The organism is Chryseobacterium sp. NFX27, from assembly GCF_049887855.1.
Lineage (GTDB): Bacteria > Bacteroidota > Bacteroidia > Flavobacteriales > Weeksellaceae > Chryseobacterium.
This window is the reverse complement of record NZ_JAGEKK010000023.1, coordinates 24,951-41,922: the sequence shown is the minus strand read 5'-3', so window position 1 is coordinate 41,922 and position 16,972 is coordinate 24,951. Positions and strand designations below refer to the sequence as shown.

Here is a 16,972-nt window from a genome sequence, read left to right as displayed (position 1 = left end):
CAATTATGGCTAAAAAGAAAATAATTTCAGAATCTTCTCATCCAAAAAAGAATAAGAAAGACATTTCTGTAGGAGTAGTAGGAAGCGGAAGTTTTGCAACCGCTATCGTAAAAATGCTTGTTGAAAACTGTAAAACAGTACACTGGTGCGTAAGAAGTGAATTCGTAAAGGGAGCCATTGAACTCCGCGGACACAATCCTTCTTATCTTACAGCAGTTAATTTTAATCTTAAAAGTCTAAAACTTACAACAGATATCAACGAACTGGTGAGTGCCTGCGATGTGATCGTATTGGCAACACCTTCCATTTACCTGTCGGATACCATGGATAAAATGACCTGTGAATATGGCGACAAGATCTTTGTTTCCGCCATTAAAGGGATCATTCCTAAAGTAAATGATGTGGTAGCGCATTATTTAAGAGATGAATTTAAGATCGGTTTCAGAAATCAGGCTGTGATTGCAGGACCATGTCATGCAGAAGAAGTCGCTATGGAAAGACTTTCCTATCTTACTGTTGCTGCCGTAGAGGATGAAACGGCTGACAAACTGGAAGGAATTTTCAGTTCAGATTTTATTAAAGTACATTCCAGTAAAGATATTTTAGGAAACGAATACAGTGCCATTCTTAAGAATATTTTTGCAATTGGTGCCGGTATAGCAAGCGGGCTGGGTTATGGAGATAACTTTACAGCTGTTTTTGTTTCTAATGCGATCCGTGAAATGGAAATCTTCCTGGAAGCTGTATACGAGGCCCCAAGAGATGTTAACGAAAGTGCTTACCTTGGTGACCTTCTGGTAACAGCCTACTCTCTGTTCTCAAGAAACCGAAGTTTAGGAAATCTTATCGGAAAGGGATATACCGTAAAATCTGCAATCCAGTCCATGAACATGGTGGCAGAAGGTTATTATGCAGCAGATTCAATCTATAAAACGGCTAAGCAGAAACATCTTAAACTTCCGATCATCGATACAATTTACGCCATCCTTTATGAAGGTAAAAATGCAGAAAAACAGTTTAAGAAATTAACGGCAAAACTGAATTAAGCTATATAGTTTATACAGTGTAAAAAAATAATAAACCGTCATTTGCTCTTTTGAGCGGATGACGGTTTTTTGTTAGCTATCATATATTCATGATTTGTATCTAATGGAGTGTGGATTTTTCTAATAAGCCTGGCTCCTGATCGATTCGATTTCTTCAGTAGTTAAGGCTAAATGTTTACCCAACATTCTGCTGCCGCTTTCCGTAATCAGAAAATCATCTTCCACTCTGATGCCGCTGAAGTTTCTGAATGTTTCCAGTTTATCATAATTGATGTATTCGGCAAACTGATCAGATGCTTTCCAACGGTCGATAAGTTCCGGAATAATGTAAATACCCGGTTCCACGGTTAATACATAACCTGCTTCCAGTGCTTTGCCCAACCTTAAAGATTTAAGGCCAAACTGAGTAGTATTTTTAACAAGATCATCAGTATATCCTACGTATTGCTCACCCAAATCTTCCATATCATGTACATCCAGACCCATCATGTGGCCTGTACCGCACTGAAAAAACATAGCGTGGGCACCAGCCTGGACCGCATCTTCAATATTACCTTTCATCAGACCGATGTCTTTTAAGCCCTGTGCCAGTATTTTGCAGGAAGCCAAATGCACATCCAGATATCTTACACCAGGTGCCAGAAGACTTTTTGCATGGTGATAGGCACTGAGTACAATATCATAAACATCCTTTTGCTCCGCACTGAATGTTTTGCCCACAGGGAAAGTTCGGGTAAGATCTCCGGCGTATCCTAGAGCAGTTTCCACTCCGGAATCGTTCAAGACTAATTGACCTTCCCTGAGTTGATTACCATAATAATGATTATGGAGGATTTCACCCTGAACCGTTAAGATTACGGGATACGCCAGACTGCCTCCTGAAGCCAGTACCTCACTTTGTATTTTTGCAGCAAGTTCACGCTCATACATTCCGGGCTTAGCCTGCTGCATCACCATCAAATGAATATCAGCCGATGTTGATGCTGCACGATCAAGTTCTGCAACTTCCTCAGCCGATTTTATTGAACGCTGTGCAACAACGGCTTTTATAAAACTTAATGAAGCACGTTCTTTAAGCTGATCTACAGGAATGTCAAACCAATTTGTCAGTTTAATTTTATTTTCCGGACGGTAAGGCGGTAAAAAATGGACGGGACGGTTTTTCTCCTGGTATTTTTTGAGATAAATATCGAGCTGGTCCAGCGGAAGAATATTTGATAAGCCGGAATCTTCACTTTTTTCAGCTAACGTTTTCTGTCTGCCCATCCATACAATATCATCAATACTCATCTCATTTCCGAAAAGAATGGTTTCATCTTCATCCAAATCGATAATGGCTGCCAGTGAAGGTTCGTTAATTCCAAAATAATACAGAAAGGTACTGTCCTGTCTGAAGTGATAAATATTATCTTTAAAGTTCATCGGGCTGTCTTCATTACCTAAAAAGAGCAATATCCCTGAATTTAATTTCGATTTTAATGCAGAACGTCGTTGAACGTACACTTTCTTTTCAAACATATCATTAAGTATTAAAACAAATATCTTAAAAAGCGTTCATGAATCGATATTTGCAAATTATAAGCTAAAATATAAAAGTTATAATAAATAATGAAGGGATTATTCAATTACTTATTTCGATAGGACAGTATATTGACCGTTTCATAGATTTTTTTGTCTGTTTGAATACTTTTTAAGTACAAAAATTAACGTGTTAAAATCGTTAAACCCATCTTTATTTATAAAACTTTTCCCGAAATTTGATGTAAATTTTAGAATTATGCCACACTCGCTTACAAGCAGAACACCGAAACCAAAATATGACGTTGTACTGATAGGCGGCGGAATTATGAGCGCCACTTTAGCAACACTGCTTCACGAATTTGATCCCAATCTGGAAATTGCCATATTCGAGAGGCTTGGGAGGTTTGCGAAAGAAAGTACCGCAGCGTGGAACAACGCAGGAACGGGACATTCTGCTTTTTGTGAACTTAATTATACTCCTGAAAAACCAGACGGAACTGTTGATATAACCAAGGCAGAAAGTATTGCGGAACAGTTTGAAATGTCAAAACAGTTCTGGGCCTATCTGGTTACCAAAGGATATGTTCAGGATCCTAAAGATTTTATCAATTCATGTCCGCATATGAGTTTGGTATTTGGTGAAAAAGATGCTGAATATCTTAGAAAGCGTCACGAAAAAATGTCCGGATCCGTCCTGTTTTCCGGTATGGAATATTCTACGGATCATGAACAGCTCAGAGAATGGCTCCCCTTGGTAATGAGCAAAAGAAATCAGTCGGAAGTAATGGCTGCGACCAAAATGGATATGGGAACGGATGTGAATTTCGGAACATTAACAAGAAAAATGGGAAGGCATTTGCTTGAAGATTCAAATGTTGAGGTATTCTTATACCATGAAGTAAAAGATGTTGATCTGAGAGAAGACGGAAAATGGGAAATGAAGGTGAAAGACAGGATCCACAATCATAAACAGGAAGTCGTTGCAGATTTTGTATTTATCGGTGCCGGTGGCTATGCCCTTCCGCTGCTGGACAGTTCAGATATTAAAGAGAGCGAAGGGTATGGAGGTTTCCCTGTTTCCGGACAGTGGTTAGTGAGTCATAATCAGGAACTGGTAGAAAAGCATCATGCGAAAGTATACACCCAGGCCACTGTAGATGCTCCGCCAATGTCTGTTCCTCACCTGGATCTTAGAATTATTGATGGTAAAAAAGCACTTCTTTTCGGCCCTTTTGCCGGATTTTCTACAAAATTCCTGAAAGAGGGAAGTTATCTGGATCTGCCTGAAAGTGTTAATACAAAAAATTTAAGATCATTATTTGGTGCCTGGTGGCATAATCTTCCTCTGACTAAATACCTTATTCAGCAGGTGGCGATGACGAAATCCCAGAGAATGCAGCACCTGAGAGAATTCATCAAGGATGCCAAAGAAGAGGACTGGGAACTGAAAGTAGCCGGGCAGAGAGTACAGATCATCAAAAAAGATGAAAAAGAAGGCGGAAAGCTGGAATTCGGAACTGAAGTGGTTGTAAATAAAAGCGGAACCATTGCTTCATTGCTCGGTGCTTCCCCGGGAGCCTCCACAGCAGTATATGCAATGCTGAATGTTCTTGAAAAATGTTTCCCTGAAAAATTAAACGGAGAGTGGAAAGATAAATTATTCGAAATAGTTCCTTCCTATGGCCACAAATTAGCCCAGAATCCTGAACTTACAGAGAAAGTAAGAAACTATACCAAAGAAAAACTGGAATTAGAATACTAACATAAGTAATAAGCAATGGGTAATCAGTAATACCATTACTAATTTTTCACATTACTCATTGCTTATTTATTGCCCATTACCCATATAGAAGTGGAAGAAGTAATTGTAAAACCCATTATTGCTAAAGAACTCCTGGCATCTCTTCAAACTAAAGTAGAAGAGGAGAAGCAGGTTATTGTACACTGCTGTTTTCCGGCATCACCGTTTTTGGGCAACCTGATCCGGATCTGGAATTCCACTTACCTTATTGATAACCAGTCTGACCATAAAAGTAAGCTGATCCATGCCGAGAATATTACGATCTATCCCAACTGGACAGCTGTTCCGTTTATGCAGGATTTCTGGTTTACTTTAGTGTTTTCCGGCTTGCCGAGGGACTGTAAAAGTTTCGACCTGAAAGAAGTTATTCCGGAAGAAGGAGGTTTTTTTGTGGAGTCTATTAAAAGAAATTCTCTGGACGTTTACCGCGTGAAAATCTCAGAATCCTATTAACGTAACGGAAGGGATGAAAGTACGCGAAGAAAAACTGAAGCAGATCATCATTTGGGCAGAAAATAATCCTGATATCCGTGCTGTACTGCTGACCAGTTCACTGGTGAATCCATATGCGCCTGTAGATGATTTCAGTGACCTCGATGTAGAACTGGTTTTTGAAAACATGAAAGAATACGAGGTTGATAAAAAATGGATTTATCTTTTTGGTGAGCCGATTTCCATGGTGGAAGAAGATGAGACTTGTTTTGAAGGAAAACACGCCATGAAAATGGTACTGTACGCAGATCATGTGAAGGTTGATTTTAAACTTTATCAGAAATCAAAATTTAGAAAAGAAGCTCAGGAGGAATGTCTTCCGGAAGATTGGGATGTAGGCTATAAAGTTCTGGTTGATAAAGACCGGCTTACTATAGATCTGAAACCGCCGACCTATCAGTCCATCATGATCCATAAGCCGACACAACAGGGATTTCATCAATTGATGAACGATTTCTGGTGGGATACAACCTATGTGGCAAAATGCCTTAAACGCGGTGACCTTTTTTATGCTAAATTCATGTCCGAAGATGTGATCAGGACAGATTATCTCGTTCCTCTTATCGAATGGTATATTGCCAGCGGTCATGACTGGGAAAATATAACGACCAATAAACACGGGCGTCTTTTCAGAAAATATCTTTCTGCAGAACTCTGGAGGCGGGTAGAAGCTACATTTTCAGGCAGCAATATTAATGATAACTGGCGTGCCCTGTATGCTGCTGCGGATCTTGTACACGATCTGGGAACAGCTTTGGCACAGAAGCTTGATTTTGAATATCCTCAGAAACATGAAGATGATATCAGGAAATACCTGGATGAGGTGAAATTCATGTCTTAATCAGGCAAATTCATTCTGTGTAATCAGGTTTTCCATACAGTATTCTGCAATGGCGGTGATCGTAACAAAGGGATTGACACCAATAGTCCCCGGAATCAAAGATCCATCCAGAACATAAAGATTTTCATGATCTTTTAATTTTCCGTATTCATTAGTAGCCTTACCCAAAACACAGCCGCCCAGCGGATGATAGCACACATCTGCCCCGAAACCGTTATTAAATAAGAAATGGCTTCTCGTTCCGCCATTGGCTCTGTTCATTTTTTTTATGAAATAATCAGCATTTTCCCTCATTTTAATGGTATGGCTCTGGTCCCAGTCCAAACTGAGTTTTTTGTTTGTACTGTCATAAAAAACTTCTCCCTTTTTATCCACCCGGTTGATCAGCAGGTATAATGCTGTTGCTACGTCCATTCCCATAGGAAGCGGAGCGATTTCTGTAAAAAAAGGATGTTCATTATCGTCCCAGTTATCTATACCACCCACAGGAATGGTCGATTGCCTGGAGCCTGTTCCGCCTGAAAGAGGCTTTACCCAGTTTCTGCCGGTCATAAAATTACCGTTGTTTCCCCAGTTTTTTCCAACCTGTTCATGAATCGGGAAACCATTGACGGCATTGGAATGTAACAGCAGTTTTAAAGTTCCCATTGTTCCTGCAGCCATAATCAGCTTTTTACAGTTGAATAGTTTATCAGCAATTCCAGCGCCTGATGTATCGGTTTGCCGTACTTGTAAAGTATAGGTTTTATCATCATTAAGTTTAATATTTTCAACACAGTGAAGGTCCAGGATCTCAAGATTTCCGGTATCCAGAGCTTTTTTCAGGTACGTTTTATCCAGACTGTTCTTACCGTGATTATTTCCATAAATCACTTCTGTGTTAAAAGCAGAGCGGGGAACTTCATTTCTATATTCCTTTTCCATATACTGAAAATCGTAGACATTGGGAACCCGTATGGTTTTAAAGCCTGCTTTATGGGCTTCTGCTTCACCTACTCTTGTAAATTTATAATAGGAACAGTCTTTTAAAAACTGCTCTCCAATAACATTTACCTTCAGTTCTTTGTGTACCAAAGGAAAATAGTGATTGTAGAACTTATCAGTATCCAGATCAGGAAATACCTCTTTAAAATAGCTTTCTTTAGGAGTAACGGCCATTCCGCCATTAACAAGAGAGCCGCCGCCTACACCTCTGCCTACCCAGATATTAATATTTTCAAAATCCATTCTGTCCAAAGTTCCCGTAAAAGGAGTCAGAGAAAAAATATTCATAAATGGGGCAATGGTCTTTTTTTTCAGCCATGCGGCACTCTTCCCCGGTTTCAGCATATTCGAAAACGGAATCCCAGATTTTTCCCAGTTGAGACCCATTTCCAGCATAACGACCTTTTTTCCGGCTTCACAAAGCCGGAGGGCAGAAACAGAACCTCCGTATCCGCTTCCAATAATAAGTATCGGAGTCTCTATGATCTCTTTTTCCTGTTTTCCTGTCCTGGGCTGTATAGCCTGAAATAAATTAGAGTTGAGGAAATAAAAACCTGATACCGCGAGAATGCCTGTCTTAATGAATGTCTTTCTGTCCATGTGCTCTGTAGGGTCAAAAAATATGCTAAAAAAATTGAAGTACGGATTATTTAAAACAGATTATGTGTTTTTATTACAATTTTAACTTTTCATGCCATGAAAAATTCATAGTTTTACTTATAATTTTGAAAGGGATCATGAAAAAATATATTTTATTATTTTTGTTTTTTCCGCTTTTTATGTTTTCTCAAAAAATGGTTTCAAAAGAGATCATGGAGATCAGGAAATTTCAGGAAGAGCTCAATGCAGAATATCTTAATCCAAAAAAAACACCTTTGCGTGGAGATAATTTTACGAATTTTAAGGAACATCCATTCTTTCCGGTAGATTTTAAATATAGGGTCACTGCCAAATTCAGTAAGACAAAAAATGCCAGGCCTTTTGAGCTTCCAACCTCTTCAGGAAAAACGAAATCTTATAAGGAATACGGAAAAGCAACATTTCAACTGGATGGAAAATCCTATGCGCTAACCTTATATCAAAGCCTTGATCTGATTAAGCAGAAAAAATATAAAGACTATTTATTTCTTCCCTTCAGGGACGCTACCAATGAAAAAGAAACCTACGGCGGCGGAAAATATATGGATCTGAAAATCCCAAAAGGAGATACCATTATCCTGGATTTCAATCAGTCCTATCAGCCTTATTGTGCATACAATGCCTACGATTACAATTGTCCGATTGTTCCTGAAGAAAATAAGCTTCCGGTGGAGATCAGAGCCGGTGTAATGTACCAGGATATTTATCATCATTAAGAATATGGTCAGATTAGAAATTTTTAAAGAATCCGATTTCACGGAGCTTAATTATGCACTGGATGAAAATCAGCTGCAGTATACTTCAACGGTAGAAAAAGCTTTGGATAGAATTAAAGAGAGGAATGATGGTAAAGCGTTTGCCGTTACCATTTTTGAAGATGAGAAGCCTGCAGGTTTTTTTGTCCTGGATTTTGGAGAAGACAAACTGGACCTTACTGACAACGAAAAATCTGTTTTACTGAGATCTTTTTCTATAAATCCCGGCTTACAGGGAAAAGGAATAGGAAAAACAGCGATGCATAAAGTGGGTGATTTTGTCAAAGAAAATTTTCCTTATTGCAATGAGATTGTTCTTGCGGTTAACCAGAAAAATGTTTCAGCGTATCATACCTACCTGAAAGCAGGTTATCTATACAACGGTAAAACAAGAATAGGAAGAAGCGGTCCCCAATATCTGATGGATAAAAAACTTTAAGAAAATTTTAAATTCAAAAATTCCATCCTGCTGAATTGTTTCCATAACTTTGAGTAACATCAAATCAAAAAATATGGAAATATCACTTCGAAATCAGGTGGCTGTCGTTACAGGAGCTTCCAGCGGAATAGGTTCGGGAATAGCAAAATCCCTGGCTTCTGCGGGGGCAACAATTATTGTCAATCATTCTTCAGAAAGATCAACAGGTGAGGCACAGGCTGTCTTAAAGGAAATTACAGATGCAGGCGGACACGGGATCACTTACCAATGTGATGTCTCCAAAGAAGATCAGGTCATCAAAATGTTCCAGGATACCGTTTCACAATTCGGAACCGTAGATATCCTGATCAATAATGCCGGGATCCAGAAAGATGCCAAGTTTACTGACATGACCCTTGACCAGTGGAATGCGGTAATAGGAGTGAATCTTACCGGACAATTTCTCTGTGCAAGAGAAGCTATAAAAGAATTTCTGCGCCGTGGTATAGACCCGTCCCGTTCTATTGCCTGCGGAAAAATTATTCATATCAGTTCAGTTCACGAGATTATTCCCTGGGCAGGACATGCCAATTATGCTGCGAGCAAAGGAGCTATCAGAATGCTGATGCAGACTCTGGCACAGGAATATGGAGCTGACAGAATCCGTGTCAATTCCATTTGTCCGGGCGCGATCCAGACACCAATCAATAAAGACGCCTGGAGTACTCCGGAAGCATTGAATTCACTGCTTAATCTTATCCCTTACAACAGGATTGGGCAGCCACAGGATATCGGAAATTTAGCTGCCTTTTTAGCAAGTGACCTGGCGGATTATATCACCGGAACCAGCATTTTTGTAGACGGGGCAATGACCACTTTTGAGAGCTTTTCTACTGGAGGGTAGTTGGGTTTGAGAGTATTAGAGTATTAGAGTATTAGAGTATTAGAGTATTAGAGTGGGGATGAGTTATTGCCGGTTATGATAACAGGACTTCATATTTCAATAATCTGATGTCTGCCATCCGATATCTCATGTCTAAAATCTTAACACATTTCACATTATACAACAAAAACAGATGTCAGAAAAACAGAGACTTTCAGATATGTCATGGAAAAAATGGGGACCTTATGTCAGCAATCGCGAGTGGGGGCTGGTTCGTGAAGATTACAGCGAAAGTGGAGATGCATGGAACTATACCACTCATGATACCGCGGAATCTAAAAGCTACCGATGGGGTGAAGAAGGTATTTGTGGAATCTGTGATGATCTTCAGCAGCTGGTTTTTTCTATAGGATTCTGGAATAAGAAAGATAAAATGGTAAAAGAACGTTTTTTTGGTCTTACCAACGGGCAGGGAAACCATGGAGAAGATGTAAAGGAATATTTCTACTATCTGGATTCAACGCCCAGCCATTCTTATATGAAGATGCTGTACAAATATCCTCAGAATGCTTTTCCTTACGAAGATCTTTTAAAAACCAATGCAGAAAGAAATAAAAATGAACCTGAATATGAACTGATCGATACGGGAGTTTTTGATCAGAACGAATACTTTGACCTATTTATAGAATATGCTAAGGAAAGCGAATATGATATTCTGGTTAAACTTACAATAATCAATAGATCTCAACATGAAGCACCCATTGTCCTGTTGCCGGCAGTTTGGTTCAGGAATACATGGAAATGGGGCTACGATAACTATAAGCCACAGCTGAGCAGTGAAGATGCACAGCATATTGCCATTAACCACAAAAATATTGAAATTAAAAATGTGTATGCAAAACAGTCGCTTAAGACCTTGTTTTGTGATAATGAAACCAATACCGAAAAACTTTACCAGTCGCCCAATGAATCAAAATACTGCAAAGATGGCATCAATGAATTTGTTATCAACGGAAATTCCCAGGCTGTAAATCCACAGTGTATGGGAACTAAAGCTTCTTTTCTTCTTGATGAGATACTTCAAGCCGGGGAATCTAGAATTTTTGAATTCAGAATGACGGATAAGGATTTGAAAGATCCATTTGCAGATTTTAATGATATTTTTGATCTGAGGAAAAAAGAAGCTGATGAATTTTATGCTGAAATTCAAAAAGGGATAGAGTCGGAGGACGAAAAATTGGTACAGCGCCAGGCATTTGCGGGAATGCTCTGGAATAAAATGTTTTATCATTATAATGTCGAAAAATGGCTGAAAGGAGATCCTGCAGAAACGCCGCCACCTCAATCCCGGGAAAAGATCAGAAACTACGACTGGAAGCATCTCAATAATGAGCATATCATTTCTATGCCTGATAAGTGGGAATATCCCTGGTATGCAACCTGGGATCTGGCATTTCATACCATTAGTTTTTCCTTAATAGACCCGGACTTTGCTAAGCAACAGCTGAAACTTTTCCTGTTCGAATGGTATATGCATCCCAACGGGCAGCTTCCTGCGTATGAATGGAATTTCAGTGATGTAAACCCTCCGGTTCATGCATGGGCTGTGTTCAGGGTTTTTAAAATTGATGAATACATCAAAGGAAAACCTGATATTGAATTCCTGGAAAGTGCATTTCAGAAGCTGCTGATGAACTTTACATGGTGGGTCAACAAAAAAGACAATAATGGCAATAATATTTTTGAAGGAGGTTTTTTAGGCCTTGATAATATTGGTGTTTTTGACCGGAACACAACACTTCCGAACGGTGAACAGCTGGAACAGTCAGACGGGACAAGCTGGATGGCCATGTTTGCTCTTAATATGATGAGAATTGCTCTTGAACTGGCCCTTTACAACAAGGTGTATGAAGAAATGGCGATGAAATTTTTTGAACATTTCCTTTCTATTGCTAACTCGCTGGATAATATGGGAGAGGAGAATTTCAGTCTTTGGGATCAGGAAGATGAATTTTTCTATGATGCTATTTCTTCCAGTGATGGAAATCATATGTATTTAAGATTAAGAACTATCGTAGGGCTGATACCTATGTTTGCCGTTGAGGTAATTGATGATGAAATGATCGAAAATCTTCCCAATTTTAAGAAAAGAATGAAATGGGTTCTGGAAAATAAACCGGAACTGGCTTCCCTGGTATCAAGATGGGAAGTGAAGGGACAGGATTCCAAGCACCTTCTGTCGCTATTGCGCGGACACCGGTTAAAAAGGCTGCTGAAAAGAATGCTTAATCCTGAAGAGTTTTTAAGCGAGTATGGAGTGCGGGCATTGTCGAAAGAATATGAACAGAATCCTTATACCTTGAGTTTGAACGGAGCAGATTATTGTGTAAAATATACTCCTGCGGAAAGCGACAGCGGTCTTTTTGGCGGAAACAGCAATTGGCGCGGACCGATCTGGTTTCCAATCAATTTTCTGATTATTGAGAGCCTCCAGCGGTTTTTCTTTTATTACAGTCCCGATTTTCTGGTGGAATATCCTACCGGAAGCGGAAATTATTCCAATCTGGACCAGATTGCAGATTCTTTAAGTAAAAGACTGTCCAAAATTTTTTTAATGGATGACAACGGGAAACGTCCGGTAAATGGGCAGTATGAAAGATTCCAGACGGATCCGGATTTCAAAGACTATATTTTATTCTATGAATATTTCCATGGCGATAACGGAAGAGGAGTAGGAGCATCCCATCAAACAGGATGGACGGGCCTTATTGCAAAAATTCTGCAGCCAAGATTCTCTAAAAAAGAAATGGCGGAATCCGAAACGGAAATGCCTGAAGAGGCTAAGGGGTAAAGGCTGGGGGTTCAAACTTTCTTACCTTCAGATTATTCAAAAATCTGTTGGATAACCTCCAGCGATGTGGGGATCTTAAAATCTGTAATATGATAATGGTAGTAGACGAGAAGACTATCTAAAAAATCTTTTCTTAATGAAGAGTGTATCTTTGTAGCATAGAGATTTTCTGAGCAAATGGCTGTTTTCCAGACGGCTGATATTTCTTCGGTAAACAGTTGGTGACAAGGACTTATAGAGAATGTTCCGGTTTCGGGATCTAAATATTGCCCGTCATTGATCAGAGGAGCAACTCCCTGAATTTTTAATACTGTAATTAAAAAAAGCAGATGACACTGATAGTTTTTGCCTGCCAGCTCATTGACAAATTCATCGATACTGAAAAAGAGATTTGGATTTTTATTTTCGTGCCTTAAAACCTGATTCAGGAAATCGGAGATGAAGAATATGACCGTATTGGCTTTGATATCCATATACATATCATGGTTCTTTACCAGCTCAAATCTTGATACTGAAGGGATTCCATTACCCCTTGCAGGATTAATGGTAAAACAGAGCATATTCAAAGGCTGAAGCAGGGCTTTCTTTTTATTTCTTTTGGAATAAATCCCTTTTACGAAATAGGTCTGAAAGCCTTCCTCTTCTGTAAAACAATGCAGGACTGCATCATTTTCTCCGTATTTTATAAATGATAATAAAAAACCGTTTTGTGAATTCATTAATTAACCACAGCTATTTTTGCAGTAGCTTTATCCGAACCGTCTTCATTGGTCATCAGTACAAAATAAATACCTGAAGCTACTCTGTTCCCTTTCATGTTGTTTAGATCCCACTCATAATAACCTCCTCTGGCTACTGCAGAATGTATTACATTTCCTGCCGCATCAGCAATTCTGATATTTGTTTTTTCCGCAAGCCCTTTAATGGTAACTTTTCCTTTAAAGTTTGAATATACTACAGGATTAGGATAAATCACTACATTTCCGAAGTTAGCGGTCACATCTGCTACATCTCCCTGATAAGCTACAATGCCATTAAATGTTACAAAATATACTTTTCCTGTTTTTCTGTCTACCTTTATATCAGTAACGGAATTGGTTGGAAGAGGGGAATTTTCCTTTGTAAAATGCTTTATCGTTTGCTGTCCGTCGGAAGAAAGGTAATATACACCGCCGCCATCTACAGAAATCCATTTATAATCTCCGGCATCTACTTCTATTTGTTGTATTTGGGCATCTCTGAAAAGCTCTTCTCCAAGTCCACCCTGTTCTATAATAATAGGTTCTACTTTTGGATCCGGATTTTTTATTTCTGCAGCAGCATTAGGTAATATTCTTAGGCCACTGTCGGTACCTATCCAGGCATCTCCTGACTTACTAAAAGCTACAGACAGGGTCCCTCTTGAGTTTCCTGCAAATCCATTGGTATCTTGTAATATATAATCACTGTCATCAGAAAGATTGGTAGCATTTTTGTAGTCGTAAACTATAAAATTATTGCTTCTCGAAGTTGGGATCCAAAGCATATTTTCGTAATAAACAGGAGTTTGTACAGCATCACTTGTTATTCCGAATTTTTTTATTACGAAATCATCAGTTCCTCTATCATAAATTCCAATAGACGGACTTCCATCGTTGAAACCAAAAGAAACAAAAAGATTATTTTGATTATCATGTGCAAACCCTACTGGGCGGCGGTAAAATATACCAGGTGCTCCTAGATCATAATATTTTACTAAGTCAAAATCCTTATTGCCAGTATTATATTTCATTTTATATACACCTTGTGAACCCACTGTATAATTTGTGAAAAAGACCTCACTGTTGTCAGCAGGATTCATTACTGCATCTAGAACATTGATTGGAGCGGCAGTTGTTGAAAAAAAAGAAGATCGAAGCCACTCTGATCCGTTAAAATAATAAAAACCAGGCTTTTTCGGATTTTCTCCGGGCTGGTTATATCTGTTCACTCTGGATCCGGACGATACCAACATTTGATTGTTGTCATACAGATTGATCTTGTATGATGAGTTTGAATATGGACCTGACGGCTTATAGGTAGTACCACTTTCTTCCTTTATTCCGGACAGTATTGTTCCGCCGTATACCTTTCCGTTGGCTGTTATGGCTGTATTGCAGTCTTCTCCCATACTTACAGCGTTTAAAGACACTCCGTTTAATCCGAATGTATAAATTCTGCTGTCTGTTACGATAATATTGGTTGAATTGATCACAATATCCTGAATGTTTCCGAAACTTGCCGGAAGCGGAGTACCCGTACCATTATTGTAGATAAATGCGGAGGTGGCAGATGAAAATATAAGTGAAGACTCCGCGTCAATATGTTTATAAGATCCCGGTATTTCTGTCGACCAGGTGGAAAACACCGGAAATGTAGTATTCATTTCGTGGCTTTTAAGTCCGGTATTGGTTACAGAATATACTTTGTTTCCAAATATAGTTGCTTCGTTGCTGGCTTCATATACACCACCGCTTACAAAGAATGCAGAATCCCCGAATTCTTTTTTGTTAATGTTAAATATAGAAACTCCATAGCCTACAGATACTACAGCCTGATCTCCCGTAATCGAAATATGATTGATTCTTTTACTTCCGTTATAACCGTTTGCAATAGGAATATCCACAATATATTTGATTTCCTGCGGGGTAATCACATCCATAGAACCGTTTGCATATCCTATTACACCTATCTTAGTTTGCGGGTTATAGTCGAAGGCGGATATATTAACGTCATGGAGGCCGTTAGCTTTTGACAGCTTTGTAATCTCTCCGGTTGAAATGGTATAGTAGAATATCCCGTTTTCAGTAGCGGCAATAATCTTTCCATTGTCTTCCTTCATAGCCAAAACATTGTTGTAGGAAAAAAGATCCGTCCATTTTTTTGATGAAATCACCTGCGCATTCACGAATTGCAGGGAGGCTAAAATACCGAGAGAGATTAAAGAGAGTTTTTTCATATTATACGGTTATGCTGCTGTCTATTGTCTGGTTGTTCCAGGAAATATGCTTTACGTTTTTATTGGCATCAAAGTAAAAATCTATTCTGCCGAGAAGAAGACCTGCCCATCCTACCTGATTCACCAGAACGTTTTTACCCTGTCTGTTGGTGAATGTCTGTGGTTCAGGTAAAAAAGTATGGGTGTGTCCGCCTAAGATAATATCAATATTTTCTGTTTTAGCAGCCAGAATTTTGTCGCTTACTTTATTAGGTTCATCTTTATAATCATAGCCGATATGGGAAAGGCAGATCACAAGATCACATTTTTGTTCGTTTTTAAGGAAATTGGAGTAATGCTGGGCTACATCTACAGGATCTGAGTAGATGGTTTCACCATACTGTTTCTTGCCTACTAAGCCGTCCAGCTGAATACCTACTCCGAAAATTCCCACCTTTATTCCGTTTTTATTGAAGATCTTATACTGTGATGTCTTTCCGTCCAGAACCGTATTTTTAAAATCGTAGTTTGAACAGATGAATGGAAATTTCGCATTAGGAAGAACTTTCAGAAAACCGTCCAGGCTATTGTCAAAATCATGATTTCCCATTGTAGAAGCGTCATACTTCATCATAGACATCAATTTAAATTCCAGCTCGCCTCCAAAGAAATTAAAATAAGGAGTTCCCTGAAAAATATCACCGGAATCCAGAAGAAGAACATTACTTTCCTGACTTCTGATCTGCTGTATCAGGCTTGCCCTTCTTGCAAATCCTCCCTGATTGGGATTCTTTGTATAGCTTGAGTCAAAAGGTTCTATTCTGCTGTGCTGGTCATTGGTATGTAGAATGGTGAGTTTATTTTCAGACTTAAAAGGATTGAGTTTCAATTCTTCCGCCATCATCATATTGGGAGCTAAAGCTGCTGCTAAAGATCCTCCACCTATTACTTTTAAAAAACTTTTTCTATCCATTATTTCTTACCGGTAAAATTTAAACGAACATCTGTATTCGGAACCACTTCGGATGTTTTCTTGAAATATTCAATGAAAAGATCCCTTAATCTGATCCCTGTAGAAATAGATTCCCCTTTGGAAAAGAATTTCATATTGTCTCCGCCAAGTGCCAGATAATCTGAAGTAGCGATGTAATAATCCTGATCAGAATTTACAGGCTTTCCATTGATCAGAGATTGGGTAAGCTGTCCGTTATTGGTTTCAATATATAAGTGAGAAACAGGATTGTTGACCTGAGTTTTTGCATAATAATCAAAAAGTCCCTGAAGATCTGAACCTTTCATTTTTACAATGATCACTTCATTTTCAAAAGGCATTACTTCAAAAACACTTTTCAGAAGAATATCGCCTTTACCAATTGTAGTACGTATTCCGCCGATATTGATCAGAGCAGCATCTACGTTTTTATTAAGATTCTTTTTCGTCCATGCATCAGCACCTTCAAAAGTATAGTCGGCCAAAAGATTACCCAGATTGCTGTTATCACCCTGCTTTGTAAGATCTACGCTGGTATGGGAGATCTTTTGGTTCATCTCTTTGTCCAGCTTCTGCTTATAAGGTTCAATAACTTTTACAAATTCCTCATCATTTTTCAGCTCATTATTAATAGAAATATTTTTCTGAGGCTGAACTTGTGCCAGCTGCAGCGTAGAAGCTGTTTTGCAGGCGGTAAGTGCGGCCAGAGCAATTCCTAGTAACAAGAATTTATTTTTCATATATCTTTTAGTATATGCAAATATAATTATATGTATAATAAAACATTATTATTT

Annotated in this window: 14 protein-coding genes; 8 read left to right on the top strand and 6 right to left on the bottom strand. The window is 38.8% G+C overall.

The genetic code is table 11. From position 1 onward, the window contains the following. Positions 1-5: 5 nt before the first annotated feature. Positions 6-1,046, top strand: a complete 1,041-nt coding sequence (locus tag J4Q03_RS19310) for an NAD(P)H-dependent glycerol-3-phosphate dehydrogenase (RefSeq protein WP_426049747.1) — start codon at positions 6-8, stop codon at positions 1,044-1,046. A 120-nt stretch (positions 1,047-1,166) separates the two neighbouring features. On the opposite strand, the gene J4Q03_RS19305 is transcribed toward J4Q03_RS19310, so the two are convergent. After that, complete coding sequence (locus J4Q03_RS19305) at positions 1,167-2,564, bottom strand: aminopeptidase P family protein (protein WP_426049746.1); 1,398 nt, start codon at positions 2,562-2,564, stop codon at positions 1,167-1,169. A 259-nt stretch (positions 2,565-2,823) separates the two neighbouring features. On the opposite strand from J4Q03_RS19305, the gene mqo reads away from it, so the two are divergent. From mqo to J4Q03_RS19290, 3 genes are all read left to right on the top strand, one after another. After that, positions 2,824-4,329 (top strand): malate dehydrogenase (quinone), encoded by a 1,506-nt coding sequence (gene mqo, locus J4Q03_RS19300; protein ID WP_426049745.1) that lies wholly within the window; start codon positions 2,824-2,826, stop codon positions 4,327-4,329. A 90-nt stretch (positions 4,330-4,419) separates the two neighbouring features. Then, positions 4,420-4,821 (top strand): hypothetical protein, encoded by a 402-nt coding sequence (locus tag J4Q03_RS19295; RefSeq protein WP_426049744.1) that lies wholly within the window; start codon positions 4,420-4,422, stop codon positions 4,819-4,821. 13 nt (positions 4,822-4,834) lie between these two features. Further along, positions 4,835-5,701, top strand: a complete 867-nt coding sequence (locus tag J4Q03_RS19290) for an AadS family aminoglycoside 6-adenylyltransferase (RefSeq protein WP_426049743.1) — start codon at positions 4,835-4,837, stop codon at positions 5,699-5,701. Here the strand turns inward: J4Q03_RS19290 and J4Q03_RS19285 are convergent, their stop codons facing one another. Further along, entirely contained in the window at positions 5,702-7,285 is a 1,584-nt protein-coding gene (locus J4Q03_RS19285) for a GMC oxidoreductase (protein ID WP_426049742.1), read from the bottom strand. A gap of 137 nt (positions 7,286-7,422) precedes the next feature. Here J4Q03_RS19285 and J4Q03_RS19280 point away from each other — a divergent pair, with 137 nt between their 5' ends. The 4 genes from J4Q03_RS19280 to J4Q03_RS19265 all read left to right on the top strand — a co-directional run bounded on the left by J4Q03_RS19280 (position 7,423) and on the right by J4Q03_RS19265 (position 12,231). Beyond that, complete coding sequence (locus tag J4Q03_RS19280) at positions 7,423-8,040, top strand: DUF1684 domain-containing protein (protein ID WP_426049741.1); 618 nt, start codon at positions 7,423-7,425, stop codon at positions 8,038-8,040. Positions 8,041-8,044: 4 nt separating this feature from the next. Then, positions 8,045-8,518: a GNAT family N-acetyltransferase gene (locus J4Q03_RS19275; protein ID WP_426049740.1), complete on the top strand. Its 474-nt coding sequence runs from the start codon at positions 8,045-8,047 to the stop codon at positions 8,516-8,518. 73 nt (positions 8,519-8,591) lie between these two features. Next, the gene (locus tag J4Q03_RS19270) at positions 8,592-9,401 is read left to right on the top strand and encodes a glucose 1-dehydrogenase (protein ID WP_426049739.1); all 810 of its coding nucleotides are present in this window, start codon (positions 8,592-8,594) and stop codon (positions 9,399-9,401) included. Positions 9,402-9,573: 172 nt separating this feature from the next. After that, positions 9,574-12,231 carry an MGH1-like glycoside hydrolase domain-containing protein gene (locus J4Q03_RS19265; RefSeq protein WP_426049738.1) on the top strand — a complete coding sequence of 886 codons (2,658 nt, stop codon included), beginning with the start codon at positions 9,574-9,576 and terminating at the stop codon, positions 12,229-12,231. 32 nt (positions 12,232-12,263) lie between these two features. Here J4Q03_RS19265 and recO read toward each other — a convergent pair whose 3' ends face one another. From recO to J4Q03_RS19245, 4 genes are read right to left on the bottom strand one after another with little or no spacing between them, the layout of a single operon-like run. Further along, positions 12,264-12,950, bottom strand: a complete 687-nt coding sequence (gene recO, locus J4Q03_RS19260; protein WP_426049737.1) for a DNA repair protein RecO — start codon at positions 12,948-12,950, stop codon at positions 12,264-12,266. After that, entirely contained in the window at positions 12,950-15,208 is a 2,259-nt protein-coding gene (locus J4Q03_RS19255) for a hypothetical protein (protein WP_426049736.1), read from the bottom strand. Before J4Q03_RS19255 ends, recO begins: the two co-directional genes overlap by 1 nt. 1 nt (position 15,209) lies before the next feature. Then, positions 15,210-16,160: a bifunctional metallophosphatase/5'-nucleotidase gene (locus J4Q03_RS19250; protein ID WP_426049735.1), complete on the bottom strand. Its 951-nt coding sequence runs from the start codon at positions 16,158-16,160 to the stop codon at positions 15,210-15,212. Beyond that, the gene (locus tag J4Q03_RS19245) at positions 16,160-16,918 is read right to left on the bottom strand and encodes a 5'-nucleotidase C-terminal domain-containing protein (RefSeq protein WP_426049734.1); all 759 of its coding nucleotides are present in this window, start codon (positions 16,916-16,918) and stop codon (positions 16,160-16,162) included. The genes J4Q03_RS19250 and J4Q03_RS19245 overlap by 1 nt, the downstream gene beginning before the upstream one ends. Positions 16,919-16,972 lie beyond the last annotated feature (54 nt).